This is a genomic window from Dethiosulfovibrio salsuginis, assembly GCF_900177735.1.
In the GTDB taxonomy this organism is placed as follows: Bacteria; Synergistota; Synergistia; order Synergistales; family Dethiosulfovibrionaceae; genus Dethiosulfovibrio; species Dethiosulfovibrio salsuginis.
The window spans coordinates 1-15,660 of the sequence record NZ_FXBB01000048.1 but is presented as its reverse complement, the minus strand read 5'-3'; the positions used below and the strand labels follow the sequence as shown (position 1 = coordinate 15,660).

The window sequence follows — 15,660 nt, the reverse complement described above, 5'->3', positions numbered from 1 at the left end:
TAGCTACGCTAGGGATATGGCTATTTGGATAACTCTCCGACTATAATAGGAACTACCCTAAAGGGCATCTCTAACAAATCACATTCGAGTCTCCTCGGAGAGATCGTCCCGCCTACGCCCTGTTTCGCCCAGGCGTATACTCGACCTGCCTGTTCCGTACGAACCGCCTCGGAGGGCACGTCCTGTGCCCCCTCGGCTTGGGGCGACGTCCTGTCGCCCCATTCGACTACACGACGGCATGTCGATTATACGGGCTCAAATGGGCTCCGTCGGGACGGTCTCTCCGAGAATTAGAGTTTTTAGAGGTACCCTAGTGATAACCCACGAGAGCTACAGTGAAAACTAAGCGACCTAGGGCCTCCCAAGGGGGGCCCTTTTAAACGCAACAGGGAGGGAAAGATTATATCTACGATCATGATTTTGGCTATTGTATTGGCGGTAGTTCTGGCTTTATCGAAAAGATCCTGGGCCTGTACCTGCGTGGTGGTAGGCAAAGACGCCTCTGCAACAGGGCAGATCATCGTGGGGCACAACGAGGACGACCCAGGCAGGGCGGTGGTGGCTAGGCATCTGGTCCCCCCCTCGGAGGAAGGGATAACCGGTCCTTTTGAACCCTGTTCTTCGTCGGTGAAAATCGAAGGGCCCACCTTAGGCTATATTTGGTCCCAGGTTAGGACCATCCCTGGCCAATCGGGAGCGGACTGCTACCTGAACGAAAAGGGAGTCTTCATAGCCAGCGATAACTGTCAAGACTCCAGACAGGACAACGAGCCCGACCTTTCAGGAGGAGGCATAGTCTACGAACTCAGGACGGTTCTGGCGGCTAAGGCCAACTCGGCTCGGGAGGGGGTAGCCATAGCCACCGACCTCCTCGACCGCTACGGCTACGGCCAATCGGGAAGGTGCTACACCGTAGCGGACAAAGACGAGGCCTGGATGATTCAGGTAGTTATGGGCAAACACTACTGCGCCAGGAGAATCGACGACGACGAGGTAGCCTTCATGCCGAACCACTACACCATCGACAAGGTCGTCGTAGGCGATCCCAGGTTCATCATCTCTCCCGGGCTGGTGGAGCTGGCTGAGTCGAAGGGCTGGTTGGTTGGAGACGAAAGGGAGTTCGACTTCGCCGCCACCTTCCAGGATCCCGACAGCAGGAATAGACCGGGTAACACCTACCGCCACGTTCACGGCCTGAGAAAGATAACCGGAAAGATCTGGGAGATCTCGGACCTTCCGTTCTCGGCGAAGCCCACTAGACCTGTAGACGTTCAGGACGTCATGGATATCCTGAGGGAGCACTATCACGGCACCGACGACGATATCAGAGACGGCGAAGACTTCTCCCCTCACTACACGTCGGTCAGGAGGATCTGCACCGGAACCACCCTGGAATCGTTGGTTATAAGGTTCAGGGATAGACCGGAGCTGAACACCCTGTGGACCGCCACAGGAAGGCCCTGTACCTCTCCTTTCGTCCCATGGTACGGAGGTATTATAGGGATGCCTAAAGAGCAGTTCGTCGAGGATTGCTCGACAGCGCTGGAGAGACAGTTTACCTTTAACCCCTCCGATTTCGACTACGACGACGGTCTAGCCTGGTGGGCGGTGCAGGACCTCCAGTCCCTTCTGGACGGCCAGTACGACGGAGAGGCAGAAAAGGTGAAAGCCCACCTGGAGCAGGTAGAGAGGGTCTGGCTCGCCGAGGACGATGAGGTGGCGAAAAAAGCCCTGTCCATATATCAGGAGGACGGTGAAAAAGGGGCCATGTACCTCACAGGCCAGACCTCCGATAAATCTGAACAGGCCACCTCCATGGCCCGGTATCTCTACAAAATCCTGCCTAAGACGGAGCTGTCGTCCGACCTGTCCTCTATGACCAAAGGCGACCGATACGGAGAGATAACCTTAAGCTTCGTCCACGATAGCTCGGTAATCGAGAGCACCATGATCTTCGGGCAGGGAATGCAGAGCTCCCTATCCTGGGCCAAACCGGTGATAGGTTCTCTCTCTCAAGAGGGAAGTAGATGGTCCGTCCGGTTCAGGGTAAGGGAGGCCACCGAGAGCGCCATACCCTGTAGAGGGGACTTCTGGCTATACGGCAAAGACCAGGAGGGCCAAAACATCGTAGGGAAAACTATTATCGAGGTTACCAAAAAAGACTGACAGGAGAGGGCCTAGGCCCTCTCCTGTCCTTTTACCTTCACACCTTCGAGAGACCTTTAGGGGACTCTAGCGTGAAGTGCTCCACCCCTCTTTTGATCTCCTGGGCCAGAGAGGAGAGCCTCTCCGCCTGGGAGGCAACCTCCTCGGACACCTTGACCGTGCTCTCGGCACCATCCCTTACCGAGCCCACCTTGACGGCCATCTCCTGGGTCGATCTGGAGGCCATATCCACGGCGTGAGCTATCTCGCCGGTGGATGCGGACTGCTCCTCCGCCGAGGCGGCTATGTTTTGCATGGACTCGTTGAGCAAAGACATCTGCCTCAAGACCTCGTCCAATCCCTGTCTAGCTCCGTCGGCGTCTATGACCGTCCTCTCCATGACTTCCTCGGATTCCCGATTTATGGCGGCGGTCTCCCTGGTCTTGGACTGCAACTCCCCAATAAGGGAGCCTATCTGGCCGGAGGCCTGGGCGGACTCCTCCGCCAGCTTACGGACCTCCTCTGCGACCACAGCAAAACCTCTGCCCGCCTCCCCCGCTCTGGCTGCCTCTATGGCTGCGTTAAGGGCCAATAGGTTGGTCTGATCGGCGATAGAGTTTATGGTATCGATAAAGCCCGATATGGACTGGACCGAGACCTCCAAGGTGGTCATGGTATCGATAGCACGCTTGGTCTTTCCCTCCACGTCCCTGATTCAGTTTATGACCTGGACGACCATGGCGACAGCTTCCTGAGAGGTCCTGGACGCCGAGTCGGCGGCCTCGGCCCCCTGGACGGAGGAATCGGCCACCATCGTGGTGCTCGACGAAACCTCCTCCACACCGGCGTTGGTCTGTTCCAGCGCGGCGGAGTTCTCCTCCGCCAGGGCGGATATCTCCATGATGGACCTAAGGACCCTTTCGGAGCCGTCGCTGGACTGGTCGCTCAGGGACGAAAGGCCTTCGGCGCTGGAGGCGATCATCTCGCTCTGAGAGTATATGCCCCTAACGGTGCCCTTAAGTCCGTCAACCATGGAAGAGAGGGCCTTTATCATGGCCCCAAGGGAGTCTTTGCAGTTGTAGCCAACCGATTCCAGGTCAACCGAGAGATCGCCTCTTCCCACTCTCTCGGCGAGGGCGGCCACCGCCCTAAGAGGCCTGTCTATACCTCGGTAGGTCACCGCAATAGCCAGAGAGATGGCCAGGATCGAGAGAACCGACACCACCAGAAGGCGATAGGTCAGGCTCCTGACCAGAGCGGACACCGCCGAATTGGGGTATATAACCGCTAGGGACAGACCGGAGGACGTAGAGCGATAAAAGGCCCACGACGGCTCCCCTCTGTCGTCTACGGTCCTGTAACCGGACCTTCCGGAGGTCATGTCCATCGCCATATCCTTGACCGACGGAGGAACTTGATCCCTAAGAAGATTGAGCTTCATGGTGTCCTTATCGTCAGCGCCGACTACCACCATTCCCTCTGAGCGTGAACTACCCCCACTTATAGAAGTGGGGGCTTCCTGGTCAATATCTCTAACGAGACAAGTTTCCCCAGGCTCTGAAGGTCGTCCCGACCTCGTGAGTACCAAAGCTACACTGCCGTGCTAATTTCGGTGGGCAGCGCTAGTTTCAGTAGGTTTTGTGCCGCATTTACGTCCCTGTCGTGGTGTGTGCCGCAGCTTGGACATACCCACTCCCTTAGGGCTAAATCCTTTACCAGTGGGTTTTTGTAGCCACATTCAGAGCACAGTTGGGAGCTGGCATAATTTGCCCCAGCTATTATCAGATCTCTGCCGTACCACAGGGCTTTATACTCCAGCATCGATCTGAACATGCTCCATGAAACCTCCGATATGGCTTTAGCGAGACAATGGTTTTTCAACATGTTTTTTACTCTAAGGTCCTCGATCACTATAGCTTGGTTTTCGCGAATGATCTCGGTGCTGACCTTGTGTAAAAAGTCACGTCTTTGGTCCGCTATCTTACCGTGCAGTTTGGCGACCTTTAGCCTTGCCTTCTGTCTGTTTTTGCTGCCTTTAACCTTACGAGACAGGTCCTTCTGTAGTTTTACCAGCCGCTTTTCCGACCTTTTGAGCCATCTGGGGTTCTCGTAGGTTTCGCCGTTAGAGCATATGGCAAAGTTTTTTATCCCCACGTCCACTCCCACTTTGTTCGTGGATGCAGGGAGCTTTTCCACCTCGGTATCGACCAATATGGATACGAAATATTTCCCTGACGGCACATGGGAGATCGTGCAAGACTTGATTTTGCCTTCAAAGGTTCGATGTTGCTTGATCTTGACCCTTGATTTAAGCTTAGGTAGCTTTATACGACCGTCCTCAATAGCCACCGTTCCTTTTTGATTATTGGTCGTATAGGTGTCTACATGAGATTTTTTGGACTTGAACTTAGGAAATCCCACACTTGGTTTTTTGAAAAAATTCAAATAGGCCTTTTGCAGATTTAGTTGAGCGTTGGCAAGAGCCAGACTATCGACCTCTCTCAGCCATTCAAACTCTTTTTTGTACTTTGCTGGGGTGTTATACAGCATCTTCCCTGTCGTTTTATAATGCTCAATCTTGTCCGACAGCATTCTGTTATAGATAAAACGAACACAGCCGAAACACTTGGCAAAGTAGCTTTTTTGCTCCATATTAGGATATATACGATATTTATAGGCTCTTAGCATGATCTCACCTCGCTTTTTGCCCTACTGAATGGTTGTTTGTGTCTAGCAGCATCTTCATCACCCTATTTATATCCTACACCACTGAGTAGATAAAAAACAAGATTTATCGCCTATTGGCGACAAGCTATCCATCCCCACCTTTCGCCTTTGGCTTAGAAGATGGGAAATTCCGCTTGGCATGTTAAAAGCAGGGCATAGCCTTCCCCAAGGACCCTAAGACCTCCGGCGAAGTCGGTGATAACACCCATAGCCACGTCCGCCCCAAAGACACCGACCAGCTTCCCCTGGTCAAAAACCGCCTTAGCCACGGAGAAAAGGGGCTTTCCGCTGTCCGCACTGAGGTAAGGTTCGGTCACCACCACCTTGCCGGGGTTTGCAGCCGCATCGGTGTACCAGGATCTCTTTCTAGGGTCGTAGTCACTGCCGAGCCTGACCCGAAGCCCTTCGGAGAAGGCCCCATCGCCTTCGGCTCCGAAATACACCGACAGGATTCCCCGTTTTTTGTTAAGTTCAGTGATCTCCACCATAAGATCCTCCATAGGGATCTGACCTCTATTGACGGGATCGTACCACAGGGAACCGATGGTCAGGGCACTGTTGTCCACCATAGCCATAATTTTAGCCATATACTCCTCCAGAGCCCTGGAGGAAGTGGACACCGTCTCCACACCGACGGCCATAACCTGATCGGTGAGAATGACGCTGCTTCTTCGGTAGGTAATACCGGTCATCACAGCCACCACCACCGTGACAAAGAGGAACATGGACAAAAACTTACTCTTTATACTCATGAAACCAACACCTCCCAATGTAGCTATATTCTATAACGGCCATCCGTTACAAAACAGGGAATACAGCTACGGGACAAGAGGCAAATAGAATCATTTTTGGCCATAAACTTCATCTTTTTATCACGATAAAACGAAAGACATAAAAAAGCGGAAGACCTAAAGGCCTTCCGCTTTTTTATGTCTTTTTGAAGATTAGAGGGTGAACTTGGAGTACTGCTCCCTGATGCCTTTGACGGCCTCAGCGAGAGCTTCAGGCTCAAGAACCATTTCCATCATGCTGATCTGGTTCTCCCACTCCTCTGGGTCCGCTTCGTCGCGGATTTCCTGCTCGAAAATATCGTAAACGGCGAGTCCCAACGGGACGCCGGCGAGAGGTCCTGCATAGGTGGGGTCTCCGTTACACACGGTCTCGGCGTAAATCTCTGCGCCTTCCGCATCGGAGGATCCCAGTACGACTACAACGTTTTCAGCGCCGTACTTTTCAGCAGCGTCTTTGACGCGCTGCTGGTTCTGCAGGTCCATCGCTCCCGCCGCAGTTCAGACGAAGCACTCGGTCACCGCAAAGATTACCTCTGCACCACTGTTTTTGAAGCAAGATTCCATGGCGGGAGCGGGTACACCGTCTCTCTCGCCGAGAAGGATCAACTTCTTTCCAGCTAATTTGCCCATGTTTGTCACCTCCTCCAGCTTTTTATAATCGGAAGGCCTGACAGGCCTGTATCGATCTTGGTCGCCCTATTATAACCGATAAGGCGAAAAATCCTAGCCCCCTATTCCTTTTTTTAAAGGTTGAGACAGGACAGAATAGAGTCTACTCCTTCCTCCAGGGGAACGGTATAGCTGTCCTTGTCCGCTCTATTTATCTCCAGCGAGTCCCCTCGGAGGACACAGAAGATGGGCACCTTAAGGCTAAAGCTATCGGACCTGGACCTATCGACCTCGGTCCCACGATCGTCCAGGAGGGAGGGGATACCCTTTCTCTCCAAAGCCACGGTCAAAGAGGACGAGGAGGACAGGTCGTCCCTCGAGTCGGGACAGATCATAACGGGAAAGGGAACCAACGATAGGGGTAGTTTATCCCCTCTGAACAGAGCCCCTTCAAGGGCCACCATGTCCAGCCGAAGGACCCAGCTAAAGGGCTTCTGCTTTCGGTTAGCCTGGTCAACGTAGGTCAAAGAGGGTTCCCCGTCGGCCCAGGTGTTCCACAGCTCCAAAGTCGCCAGAGATACCGCCGTCCCGGAGGTCAGAGGGTTACCGCAAAGAGGACACAGGTCGCCGGGCTCCATCATGGCCAGATCGGCGACGGGGCAGGAAAAGTCCCTTTCCCACCGGGCCCCTATTATATGATAGTCCTTTTCGTTGGCTCCCACAACCGCCCAGGAAATTCCCTCAACCGAACTGTCCGCCCACAGGGAGACCTTGTCAGGTAGGCCTATGGGCCCTAAAAACCCCGCCAGATCGCCTAAGACGGCCTTCAGTTCCTGATCTGAGGCGGGATGGAGGTCCTTCCCTACTGCGAAGGAGAGTTTATCCAGGGAGATTTTCCTGTCCCCTCTGACCAACGCTGCCACCAGTGCTCCATCTTCGTCGGCAAAGCACATGGTCTTGACGGTACGGTCCGCGGTGACCGACAGAAATCCACAGAGCTCCTCGATAGTCCCTACCCCTGGGGTATGGACCTTCTGGAGCCCCTCTTCCTCGACGGAGGGAGATCCGCCAAAGGCCATAGAGGAGGAAGGACCGCCGATCCAGCCACATCGGCAGCGAAGGCCATCTATAGAGCCTAGGTCGCCTTTTTCACCGGCGTACACCAGTCTGCAGCGGACTCCCTCCCTGACCGTCTCGTCGAGCCTCCTCAGAGACAGCCCCTTTTCGGCGAGGGCGATGCCTACGGACCGAAGGATGGACATGGCCTGACCGACTCCGTCCTCTTTATCCAGATCGTACCCCTGAAACTCGAGGTAGTCGTCCACCCTCTGGGCGAAGAGCACCGGAAGCTGGGAGGATCTCTTTATCTGCCTCACCACGATGGCCATAGCTCCCTCAGGGACGGGACAGCTCACCATCTGAGGCGTCCACCGGGCCACCGAGGCCAAAATCGAGGTCTCCAGCTTGGAGTCCAACATCTGCCCTAAGGGGAGCCTCATAACCCTCCCTGCGTTAGGGTTCCACAGCCCGTAGCCCCCTTGTACCATCGCCGCTATACCTCGGTCTTTGAGCTTAGCGGGGGTCTTTTTGGTTATAGGGGCAAGTATATCCGAAAGGTTCAACGGTTACCCTCCTTAAGCACGATATCCAGGAACTCCACCAGACTTCTTCTGACGTGGCCGTCCCTTCCCTCCACCGTTTTCGCGCAGATCATAGAATCGAGGACCGATTCCTCGGTGGCCTCGACCACCGCCCGGAAGAAGCGGTTCGACCAGTTATCGCTCACTACGTTTAGGGATAAAGGGCCCTTGCCGTCGTGGGACACCCTGTTGGCGGTGGAGAAAGCCAGGGTTATTTCGCCGCTTCCGTGGCCTATATAGGCCCCTGTCCTGACTATGCCCACCGAGGCCCTTTTGCAGAGCCTCTTTAGCTGCCTTGAGGTCATAGGGGCATCGGTAGCCACCACGGCGATGATCGACCCCTGCTCCTTTAACGCCTCCTGAGAAAGTACGGCCTCTATAGCCCTGCCTGCCTTTACGCCGTCCACCAGCAGGTCCCTGGTCTCCCCGAAATTGGATAGGACCAAAACCCCTACCGTATAGATCTGGCCGTCCAGATCCACCACCCGAGAGGCACTACCTATGCCACCTTTTAGCTGGTAGCAGGACATTCCCTTTCCTGCGCCGACGTCGCCCATTTCAAAGTCCGTGGAGGCCGACTCTATGGCCTGCGCCACGTGAGAGGGAATCACTTTAAGGGCCCTTATATCGTTGAGATAGCCGTCGTTGCACTCACATACCACCGGATTGACGGTACCGGAGGAGCGGCCGATACCGTCGTCCTGACCGAGCATATACTGGACTAGCCCCCTAAGGCAGTCACCTACCGAAAAGGTGTTGGTCAGGACTATGGGAGTTTCAATGGTTCCCAACTCCTCTATCTGGACCAGACCGGCGGATTTACCAAAGCCGTTTATGACGTGACAGGCCGCCACCAGCTTATCCCTGAAGAGGTTGCCATCTCCGGGGACTACGGCGGTGACCCCGGTCTTAACCGGGCCGTCGTCTAGGGTGACGTGGCCCACCTTGACCCCCGACACGTCGCAGATGGTGTTGTTAGGCCCCGTAGGTATGATACCGATCTCCACGCCTAATTCCCTGAGCCTCGGCACCGCTAGATAACCCCCTCAAAGGACGCCAGGACGGGGGTGTGGTCGGAGGGTTTTTCCCACGATCTTGGCTCTCTGTCCACCCAGCTGTCCAGAGACCTGTCGGCTAAACCGGGAGACGCCAATATATGGTCGATCCTCCAGCCTATGTTTCTGGAGAGGGCGTCTTTCACCCGGTAATCCCAGAAGGAGAACTCCCCAGGATCGGGCCTGTGTTTTCTGAAGACGTCCACCAGGTCGGAGCTGGCCCTGGCGAATACCTCTTTGATAACCGAATGGAAGCAGACGTGGTTCCCTTTGGTCTTAGGGTTGGTCAGATCCATCTCCTGGGGGGCTACGTTCATATCCCCGACCCACAGGACCTCCCCTTCCTCAGCCATAGTCGATACCATAGAGCCGGTCTTCAGGAGAAAATCCTGCTTCACGCCGTAATCGTCGTGGTCGATGGATTTCCCCTGAGGCACGTAGGTGTTTACCACCCAGAGTGACCCGAATCGGGCGGATATGGCCCTGGTGTCGAAGGGACGAAGGTCGCCGTCGACCAGGCCAAAGACAACCTCGCTTGGCTCTTTCAGGCTGGCCAGGGCCACCCCGTTGTAGCTTTTCTGCCCACGGAAGGACACCGAGTAGCCTCTGTCGGTGAACCACTCCAGGGGGAAAGTCTCGTCCTGGGTCTTGGTCTCCTGAAGACACAGGACATCCGGTTTGCTATTATTGTCGAGCCACCGCTCCAGAATTGGGAGACGGCTTCTGACGGAGTTCACGTTAAAGGTTGCGACTGTCCAGCTCAACTGACGATCCCTTCCTTTCCTGTTTTAGGGCACATCTAAAAACTCTGACCCTCGGAGAGATCGTCCCGACGGAGCCCCTTCGAGCCCGTATACTCGACCTGCCGTAGTGTAGTACGAATGGGGCGACAGGACGTCGCCCCAAGCCGAGGGGGCACAGGACGTGCCCTCCAAGGCGGTTCGTACGAAACAGGCAGGTCGAGTATACGATTGGGCCAGGGCGTAGGCGGGACGGTCTCTCCGAGGGGACCCAAATGTGAGTTTTTAGAGGTTCCCTCTAGATCAACCTATTCTACACCACCGAAAGGGGAAGTACGTTCATGTCCACAGACAGGCAGACCCGGTATCTTATAGGTTGGATCTCCGCCGTTACTATTATAGGAATCCTGGGTATGAGGTTCTTTCTCCAACTCTCCTGGATTGACGCCATATTCTACACCGCTACCACCGTATCGACAGTGGGTTACGGCGCACCTCCAGGGATAGAGGGGCCGGAGAAGATATTCCTCGCCCTTCTTATAGCCGCCAGTCTGGGCACCGTTGGATACGCCATAGGCATAGTCAGCCAGAATTTTTTCAGCCACCATCTGAAATCTTCTTTAGGCAAAGGACACGACAGGAGGATAGTCAAAATGCAGGATCACTGGATAATATGCGGCCTGGGACGATACGGCAGACAGGTGGCGGATATACTGGTAAACGAGGAGGTCCCCTTCGCGGTCATCGACAAAAACGAGGAAAAAGTGGTAGATGCCCGAGATAGAGGGATGCCTATGGTTTTCGGCGACGCCAGCGAGGAGGAGGTTCTCGAAAAAGCGGGGCTAGCCAGGGCTAAGGGTCTGATAATCACCTTAGACAGCGACGCAGAGACTGTCTACGTAGCCCTCACCGCCAGGTCTATATGCAAGTCCATCAGGATCGTGGCCAGGGCAAACGACGCCAAGTCGGTATCGGTCCTCACCAAAGCGGGGGTAGATAGAGTGGTAAACCCCGTCGAGGCAGGAGCCGCATCTCTCGTCAGGGCATCTCTAAAGCCATCGGTGGCCGATCTGATGGATCTGGTGGTCATCTCCAGAAAGCTGGATCTGGACTTCTCGACGATCACCGTATGGGAGGGATCCTCCATGGCGGGGAAAAACCTCATAGAGCTGGACTTCAGAAACGCCTACGACGTGACGATTCTGGCAATACTGAAGAACGAGGGAGACGCCATATACAACCCTAAAGGAAGTCAGAGGATAATGGGAGGCGACAGGATAATGGTCTTCGGGGAAAGACATCACATCGCCTCCCTAAGAGATGCACTCAAAGGTGCCGCGACCTAAAGACACCTCTAAAAACTCTAATCCTCGGAGAGATCGTTCCGACGTAGCCCATTTGAGCCCGTATACTCGACCTGCCGTCGTGTAGAACGAATGGGGCGACAGGACGTCGCCCCAAGCCGAGGGGGCACAGGACGTGCCCTCCGAGGCGGTTCGTACGAAACAGGCAGGTCGAGTATACGATTGGGCGAAACAGGGCGTAGGCGGAACGATCTCTCCGAGGGGACTCGAAAGTGAGTTTGTAGAGGTTCCCTAAAGGTACTCTCCTTTATCGATCCTGCCCTGGGCCTTATCGCCTGTGAGTATTCGACCGCAGTTTTCCATAGCGACTTCCAGGGCATGATCCATAGCTATCTCGGTCTGGTTGGAGTTATGGGCGGAGCCCACTACGTTCGGCAACTCCAGAAGGGGGGTCTCGGTCTTAAACTCGCCGCCCTCCCGAGGCTCGTCCCACCAGACGTCCAGGGCGACTAGAAAGTTTGGACAGGACGCCGCCCTCTCGTATAGTGCCCTCTCGTCCACGATGGCCGCCCTGGCTATGTTGACGAAGATACAGTCCTCCTTCATAGCGGAGAGAACCGACCGATCGAACAGACCTTTTGTCCGGGAGTTGAGAGGAAGACATATCACCACAAGTTCCGCACCGGCTAGGGCGGCTTTGAGATCCTCTATCGCCCAGCCTTTGGACAGAAGAGGGTCCTCTGGTACCGATCGACCCAGCCCCTGGACCTCCATGCCGAAGGTCGACAGCTCTTTAGCGGTCTCCCTTGCTATTCCTCCGTAGCCAACCATAAGGGCGACCTTGCCTTTAAGGGTTTTAAGGCCGTAGCCCAGATATTTGAAATCCCCCGACGCCATGTCATTGGTCTGCTGAACGAGCCTCCTGGAACAACACAGGGCCATAGCCAGGACGTGCTCCGCTATAGGAGGGGCCCACCCTCCTACGTTGGCGTACAGATCGGTGTGGGCACCTAGACGGCCCACAGGAACCTGATCCACCCCAGCGGAAACGGTGTGGACCGCCGGAACCCTCTCCAGAGCTCCCCATTCCTCAGGGGAGAATTCCTTCTCAGAGAAAAACTGGCCTAGCACCAGATCGCACCTTTCGATAGCCCCAACCCTATCGGACTCCTCGGAAAGCCACACTATCTCCCCTTTATCCCCTAATATCCTTTTCGCCTTCTCCTCGATCCCCTTAGGGCCGAAGGAGATCCCTATCCTTTTGCTCATAAAAACCCCTCCTTATCGCTCTACCTTGATGCCATTTTACACCTTAAGGATAACGGGATAAAGATCAGCGATGGTCAGCCCCTAGAGACCCCTTTTATCGCCGCTACCCCTTCGATTTTAGCCCTTTAGGATGTAAAATAGGCCTAAAAAGGCGGTGGTGCCATGAGATACGAAGACAGTCTACCTAGATTGAAGGTAAAGAGAAAAGAATGTTCCTCCAGTTCCAACACACCGAAGATGTCTCCACTCATAAATCAGATGTGTACCGCTACCGTCGCTTCTCTGAGAGGAACCATGAGAGGATTGAAAGAGGGGGACACCTCAGCCCTGGCTCAGGCGGCGAGAAACGGCCATATCGTCGAGGAGCTGTTCTTTCAGGAGAATGAGTCCATATCGGATCAACCTATAGAGAGGGAGCTGCTGAACCTATCGAAGTCCCTGAGTGAGGCGGCAAACCTGGCGGTGCTCGTCAACTGCGGACAGGACGAGAGGATGAACGGCATACTGGAACAGCTTCTTCCCTACATAGAGAGCATCCTTGAGGACATCACCCCCTCCCCTGTCAGGAGATTTATGCCTGGCACGTCGGTACCTCCCTCCAGAAAAAAACTGCCTCTGATGAGGGAAGGCACCTTAGAGGCGATGGCGAAGTCCTCGGACACAGAGGTCATAAAATCGGGAATTGCCCTGTTTCGGCTGATAGAGATAGTGGACCAGACGATCCCTGTCGCCATCAGAATAGGGGCCACTTTGTCGTCCTGAAGGGGAGACAGAATAAAAGGAGGGGAATGAATCGTGGGAATGAGAGAATCTTTAAACCTGGCGATCCACGCGGAGATGGAGGCAAGCGAGTTTTACCTGGCCTGGTCGGAGAACACCGACAAAGACTACCTCAAAAGGGAGCTTTTAGAGCTTTCGGAATGGGAAAAGGAACACGAGGAAGGGCTAAAGAAGCTTTACATAAAGCAGTTTGGAGAGCCTTTCCAGCGGAACCCGGATATCGTGGTGGAACCGGAGCTCAAGGTCCAGACCTCCGACTTCGGCGACGTCACCAGCCTTCTCAGAATAGCCTCTGCTGCCTATCTCTCCGAGATGAGGGCCTCTGAACTTTACGGCAGGATGGCTGAAGAGGCCTCCGGCGAGACCAGGGATATGTTTTTAAAGCTCAAAGAGATGGAAGAGAACCATATGGAGACCGCTAAAAAGAGATATCTAGCCATCAGAGAGGATTTTGTCGGCTTTAAGGCCTTTTAGTAAAGCACAGGAGACGACCGGTAAACCTGGCCGTCTCCTGTGCTTTACTAATCCCTTCCTCGAAGCTCCCGCCTTAGTATCTTGCCCGATGGAGACATAGGCAGAGAATCGACGAAGTCGAACACCCGAGGTATTTTGTAGTGAGCCAGCTTGCCCTTACAGAAGGAGATCATCTCCCTGGAGGTGGCGGAGGTCCCTTCCTTCAGGACGACGAAGGCCCTGCCTATCTGACCCTGAACAGGGTGATCGGTGGCCACTACCGCAGCCTGAGCCACCGCAGGATGCCGGTTCAGGACCCTTTCTACCTCCTGAGGATAGACGTTAAAGCCACCTACTATGATGAGGTCGCTCACCCTGTCGAGTACGGTGATATAACCCTCCTCGTCGTACCTGACCACGTCGCCGGTGTCGTACCATCGGTCTACGAGCTTTTCGCTGGATATCTCCGGTGCCTTGTAATATCCACCGAACACCGATGGACCTTTGACCCAGAGTATGCCGTCCTCCCCCGGTCCAACGGCCCTTCCCGAGTCGTCTCTGACCTCCCAGGAGTAGCCAGGCAAAATCTCACCGATGGTCCCGAGCTTTCTACTGTCGTAACATCTGTTTACCGCCACAACCGGCGAACACTCGGTGGTGCCGTAGCCCTCGAGGATAGGGACACCTAGGAACTCCACCGCGGCGGAGTCAAGCTCCAGGTTCAGCCTGTCCCCTCCGGTAACCACCATTCTGACGGTCTCCGGTTTTGGGGCTCCGTGCTGAATGGCCCGCTTCATGAACTCCACCATAGCGGGGACGAGCAAAAGCACCGTTGCCCCACCGGAGTGGATGGCCTCCAAGGTCGCCGCAGGAGGCATAAACAGGGGAACTACAATCTGTCTGGCCCCTCTTACAAGCCCCATCAATCCCCCTAAGGTCAGCCCGAAGGAGTGGAAGTTCGGAAGGACCCAGAGGATCCTGTCCTCCTGGGAAAAACCCAAAAACTCCCAACACCTGTCGACGTTGTCCATAAGGTTACCGTGGGTCAGGGGAACCGCCTTAGGAAGGCCGGTAGTCCCGGAGGTGGCGAATATGACCGCAAAATCGGGATCGGTCACCTCGCTGCCTTGGGCCCCTTTGACCTCCTGGAGGACACCGTCTTGATCCACAACGGAGGAGGGATAGGAAGCAACCAGATCGCCGGTCTTGACGTCCGCCTCTCCGTAGACCACCGTAAAGGGGTCCACCAGATCCAGAGTCGGAAGAAGCACCTCCGAGCCAGAGCGATGGTTCAAGGGCACCAACGTCCCTTCTAGCCTCCACACAGCTAAGGCCAGAGCCAAGAAAGCAGGGCAGTTTGGCATCAGGGTAACCAGCCTGTGTCCTCTGCCAAAACCGGCCTGGGACAGTTTCCCCTGATTCTCCCTTGCCACACGATCCAGCTCTTTCCTGGTTATCCACCTTCCCCCCCACCAAAGGGCCTCTCTATCTCCATCTCTCTCTATAAGCAAATCGATAGGATGTTCAAGTCTCGTTAAATCGTTCTCCCCCACAGATACCGCCTCCTGTTACAATCTGATATTTCACCTCTGGAATCTATCGCCATATAAGCGGTAAACGAGAACCATTTTATTATGAACCGGCTCAACTGTCCAAAAAACCAGGGGGAAAACACCGATACACTTTTGTCACCCAGTGGTATCATAGGGAGAGAACGAGTTTTCACGTACTTTAGGGCATCTCTAAAAAAGCTATTCCTCGGAGAGATCGTTCCGACGTAGCCCATTCGAGCCCGTATTTTCGACCTGCCGTCGTGTAGTAGAATGGGGCGAGAGGACGTCGCCCCAAGCCGAGGGGGCACAGGACGTGCCCTCCGAGGCGGTTCGTACGGAACAGGCAGGTCGAGTATACGATTGGGCGAGACAGGGCGCAGGCGGGACGGTCTCTCCGAGGGGACTCAAGTGTGAGTTTTTAGAGGTCCCCTTTAGGTCGACTTGACAGGTAAGGAGTGGTTTTATGATACAACCGATCTTTGTTGACGTTGCCATCTTAGGAGACAGCTCCCTCGAGAGCCATTTGACCCGCTCCGTCCTTCCCGACAACGTCGTTGTGAAATTTCACACGATCGACCCCAAGGTTCTCTCAGA

General features: G+C 54.9%; 14 protein-coding genes. 4 read left to right on the top strand and 10 right to left on the bottom strand.

Features of this window, described 5'->3' with window-relative positions:
• Positions 1-414 precede the first annotated feature (414 nt).
• Positions 415-2,166 carry a C69 family dipeptidase gene (locus B9Y55_RS12120; RefSeq protein WP_085545619.1) on the top strand — a complete coding sequence of 584 codons (1,752 nt, stop codon included), beginning with the start codon at positions 415-417 and terminating at the stop codon, positions 2,164-2,166.
• 37 nt (positions 2,167-2,203) lie between these two features.
• Here B9Y55_RS12120 and B9Y55_RS12115 read toward each other — a convergent pair whose 3' ends face one another.
• From B9Y55_RS12115 to xth, 8 genes are all read right to left on the bottom strand, one after another.
• Positions 2,204-2,851 (bottom strand): methyl-accepting chemotaxis protein, encoded by a 648-nt coding sequence (locus B9Y55_RS12115; protein WP_268753310.1) that lies wholly within the window; start codon positions 2,849-2,851, stop codon positions 2,204-2,206.
• A gap of 9 nt (positions 2,852-2,860) precedes the next feature.
• Positions 2,861-3,619, bottom strand: a complete 759-nt coding sequence (locus tag B9Y55_RS12110) for a methyl-accepting chemotaxis protein (protein WP_085545617.1) — start codon at positions 3,617-3,619, stop codon at positions 2,861-2,863.
• Positions 3,620-3,735: 116 nt separating this feature from the next.
• A complete protein-coding gene (gene tnpB / locus B9Y55_RS12105) occupies positions 3,736-4,833 on the bottom strand; it encodes an IS200/IS605 family element RNA-guided endonuclease TnpB (RefSeq protein ID WP_085545616.1) in 1,098 nt (365 codons plus the stop codon).
• Between the two features lie 152 nt (positions 4,834-4,985).
• The gene (locus B9Y55_RS12100) at positions 4,986-5,624 is read right to left on the bottom strand and encodes a cache domain-containing protein (RefSeq protein ID WP_085545615.1); all 639 of its coding nucleotides are present in this window, start codon (positions 5,622-5,624) and stop codon (positions 4,986-4,988) included.
• A gap of 192 nt (positions 5,625-5,816) precedes the next feature.
• Entirely contained in the window at positions 5,817-6,293 is a 477-nt protein-coding gene (gene grdA, locus B9Y55_RS12095) for a glycine/sarcosine/betaine reductase complex selenoprotein A (RefSeq protein ID WP_085545614.1), read from the bottom strand.
• Between the two features lie 113 nt (positions 6,294-6,406).
• Positions 6,407-7,894 (bottom strand): YbaK/EbsC family protein, encoded by a 1,488-nt coding sequence (locus B9Y55_RS12090; protein WP_085545613.1) that lies wholly within the window; start codon positions 7,892-7,894, stop codon positions 6,407-6,409.
• A complete protein-coding gene (locus tag B9Y55_RS12085; RefSeq protein ID WP_085545612.1) occupies positions 7,891-8,943 on the bottom strand; it encodes a DmpA family aminopeptidase in 1,053 nt (350 codons plus the stop codon). Before B9Y55_RS12085 ends, B9Y55_RS12090 begins: the two co-directional genes overlap by 4 nt.
• Before the next feature lie 2 nt (positions 8,944-8,945).
• Positions 8,946-9,731: an exodeoxyribonuclease III gene (xth, locus tag B9Y55_RS12080; protein ID WP_085545611.1), complete on the bottom strand. Its 786-nt coding sequence runs from the start codon at positions 9,729-9,731 to the stop codon at positions 8,946-8,948.
• A gap of 317 nt (positions 9,732-10,048) precedes the next feature.
• On the opposite strand from xth, the gene B9Y55_RS12075 reads away from it, so the two are divergent.
• The gene (locus B9Y55_RS12075) at positions 10,049-11,053 is read left to right on the top strand and encodes a potassium channel family protein (RefSeq protein ID WP_085545610.1); all 1,005 of its coding nucleotides are present in this window, start codon (positions 10,049-10,051) and stop codon (positions 11,051-11,053) included.
• Between the two features lie 249 nt (positions 11,054-11,302).
• Here B9Y55_RS12075 and B9Y55_RS12070 read toward each other — a convergent pair whose 3' ends face one another.
• A complete protein-coding gene (locus B9Y55_RS12070; RefSeq protein WP_085545609.1) occupies positions 11,303-12,280 on the bottom strand; it encodes a 2-hydroxyacid dehydrogenase in 978 nt (325 codons plus the stop codon).
• 162 nt (positions 12,281-12,442) lie between these two features.
• Here B9Y55_RS12070 and B9Y55_RS12065 point away from each other — a divergent pair, with 162 nt between their 5' ends.
• Positions 12,443-13,042, top strand: a complete 600-nt coding sequence (locus B9Y55_RS12065; protein WP_085545608.1) for a hypothetical protein — start codon at positions 12,443-12,445, stop codon at positions 13,040-13,042.
• Between the two features lie 39 nt (positions 13,043-13,081).
• Positions 13,082-13,534, top strand: a complete 453-nt coding sequence (locus B9Y55_RS12060; RefSeq protein WP_234986235.1) for a ferritin-like domain-containing protein — start codon at positions 13,082-13,084, stop codon at positions 13,532-13,534.
• A gap of 47 nt (positions 13,535-13,581) precedes the next feature.
• Here B9Y55_RS12060 and B9Y55_RS12055 read toward each other — a convergent pair whose 3' ends face one another.
• Positions 13,582-15,066, bottom strand: a complete 1,485-nt coding sequence (locus tag B9Y55_RS12055; RefSeq protein WP_085545606.1) for an AMP-binding protein — start codon at positions 15,064-15,066, stop codon at positions 13,582-13,584.
• Positions 15,067-15,660 lie beyond the last annotated feature (594 nt).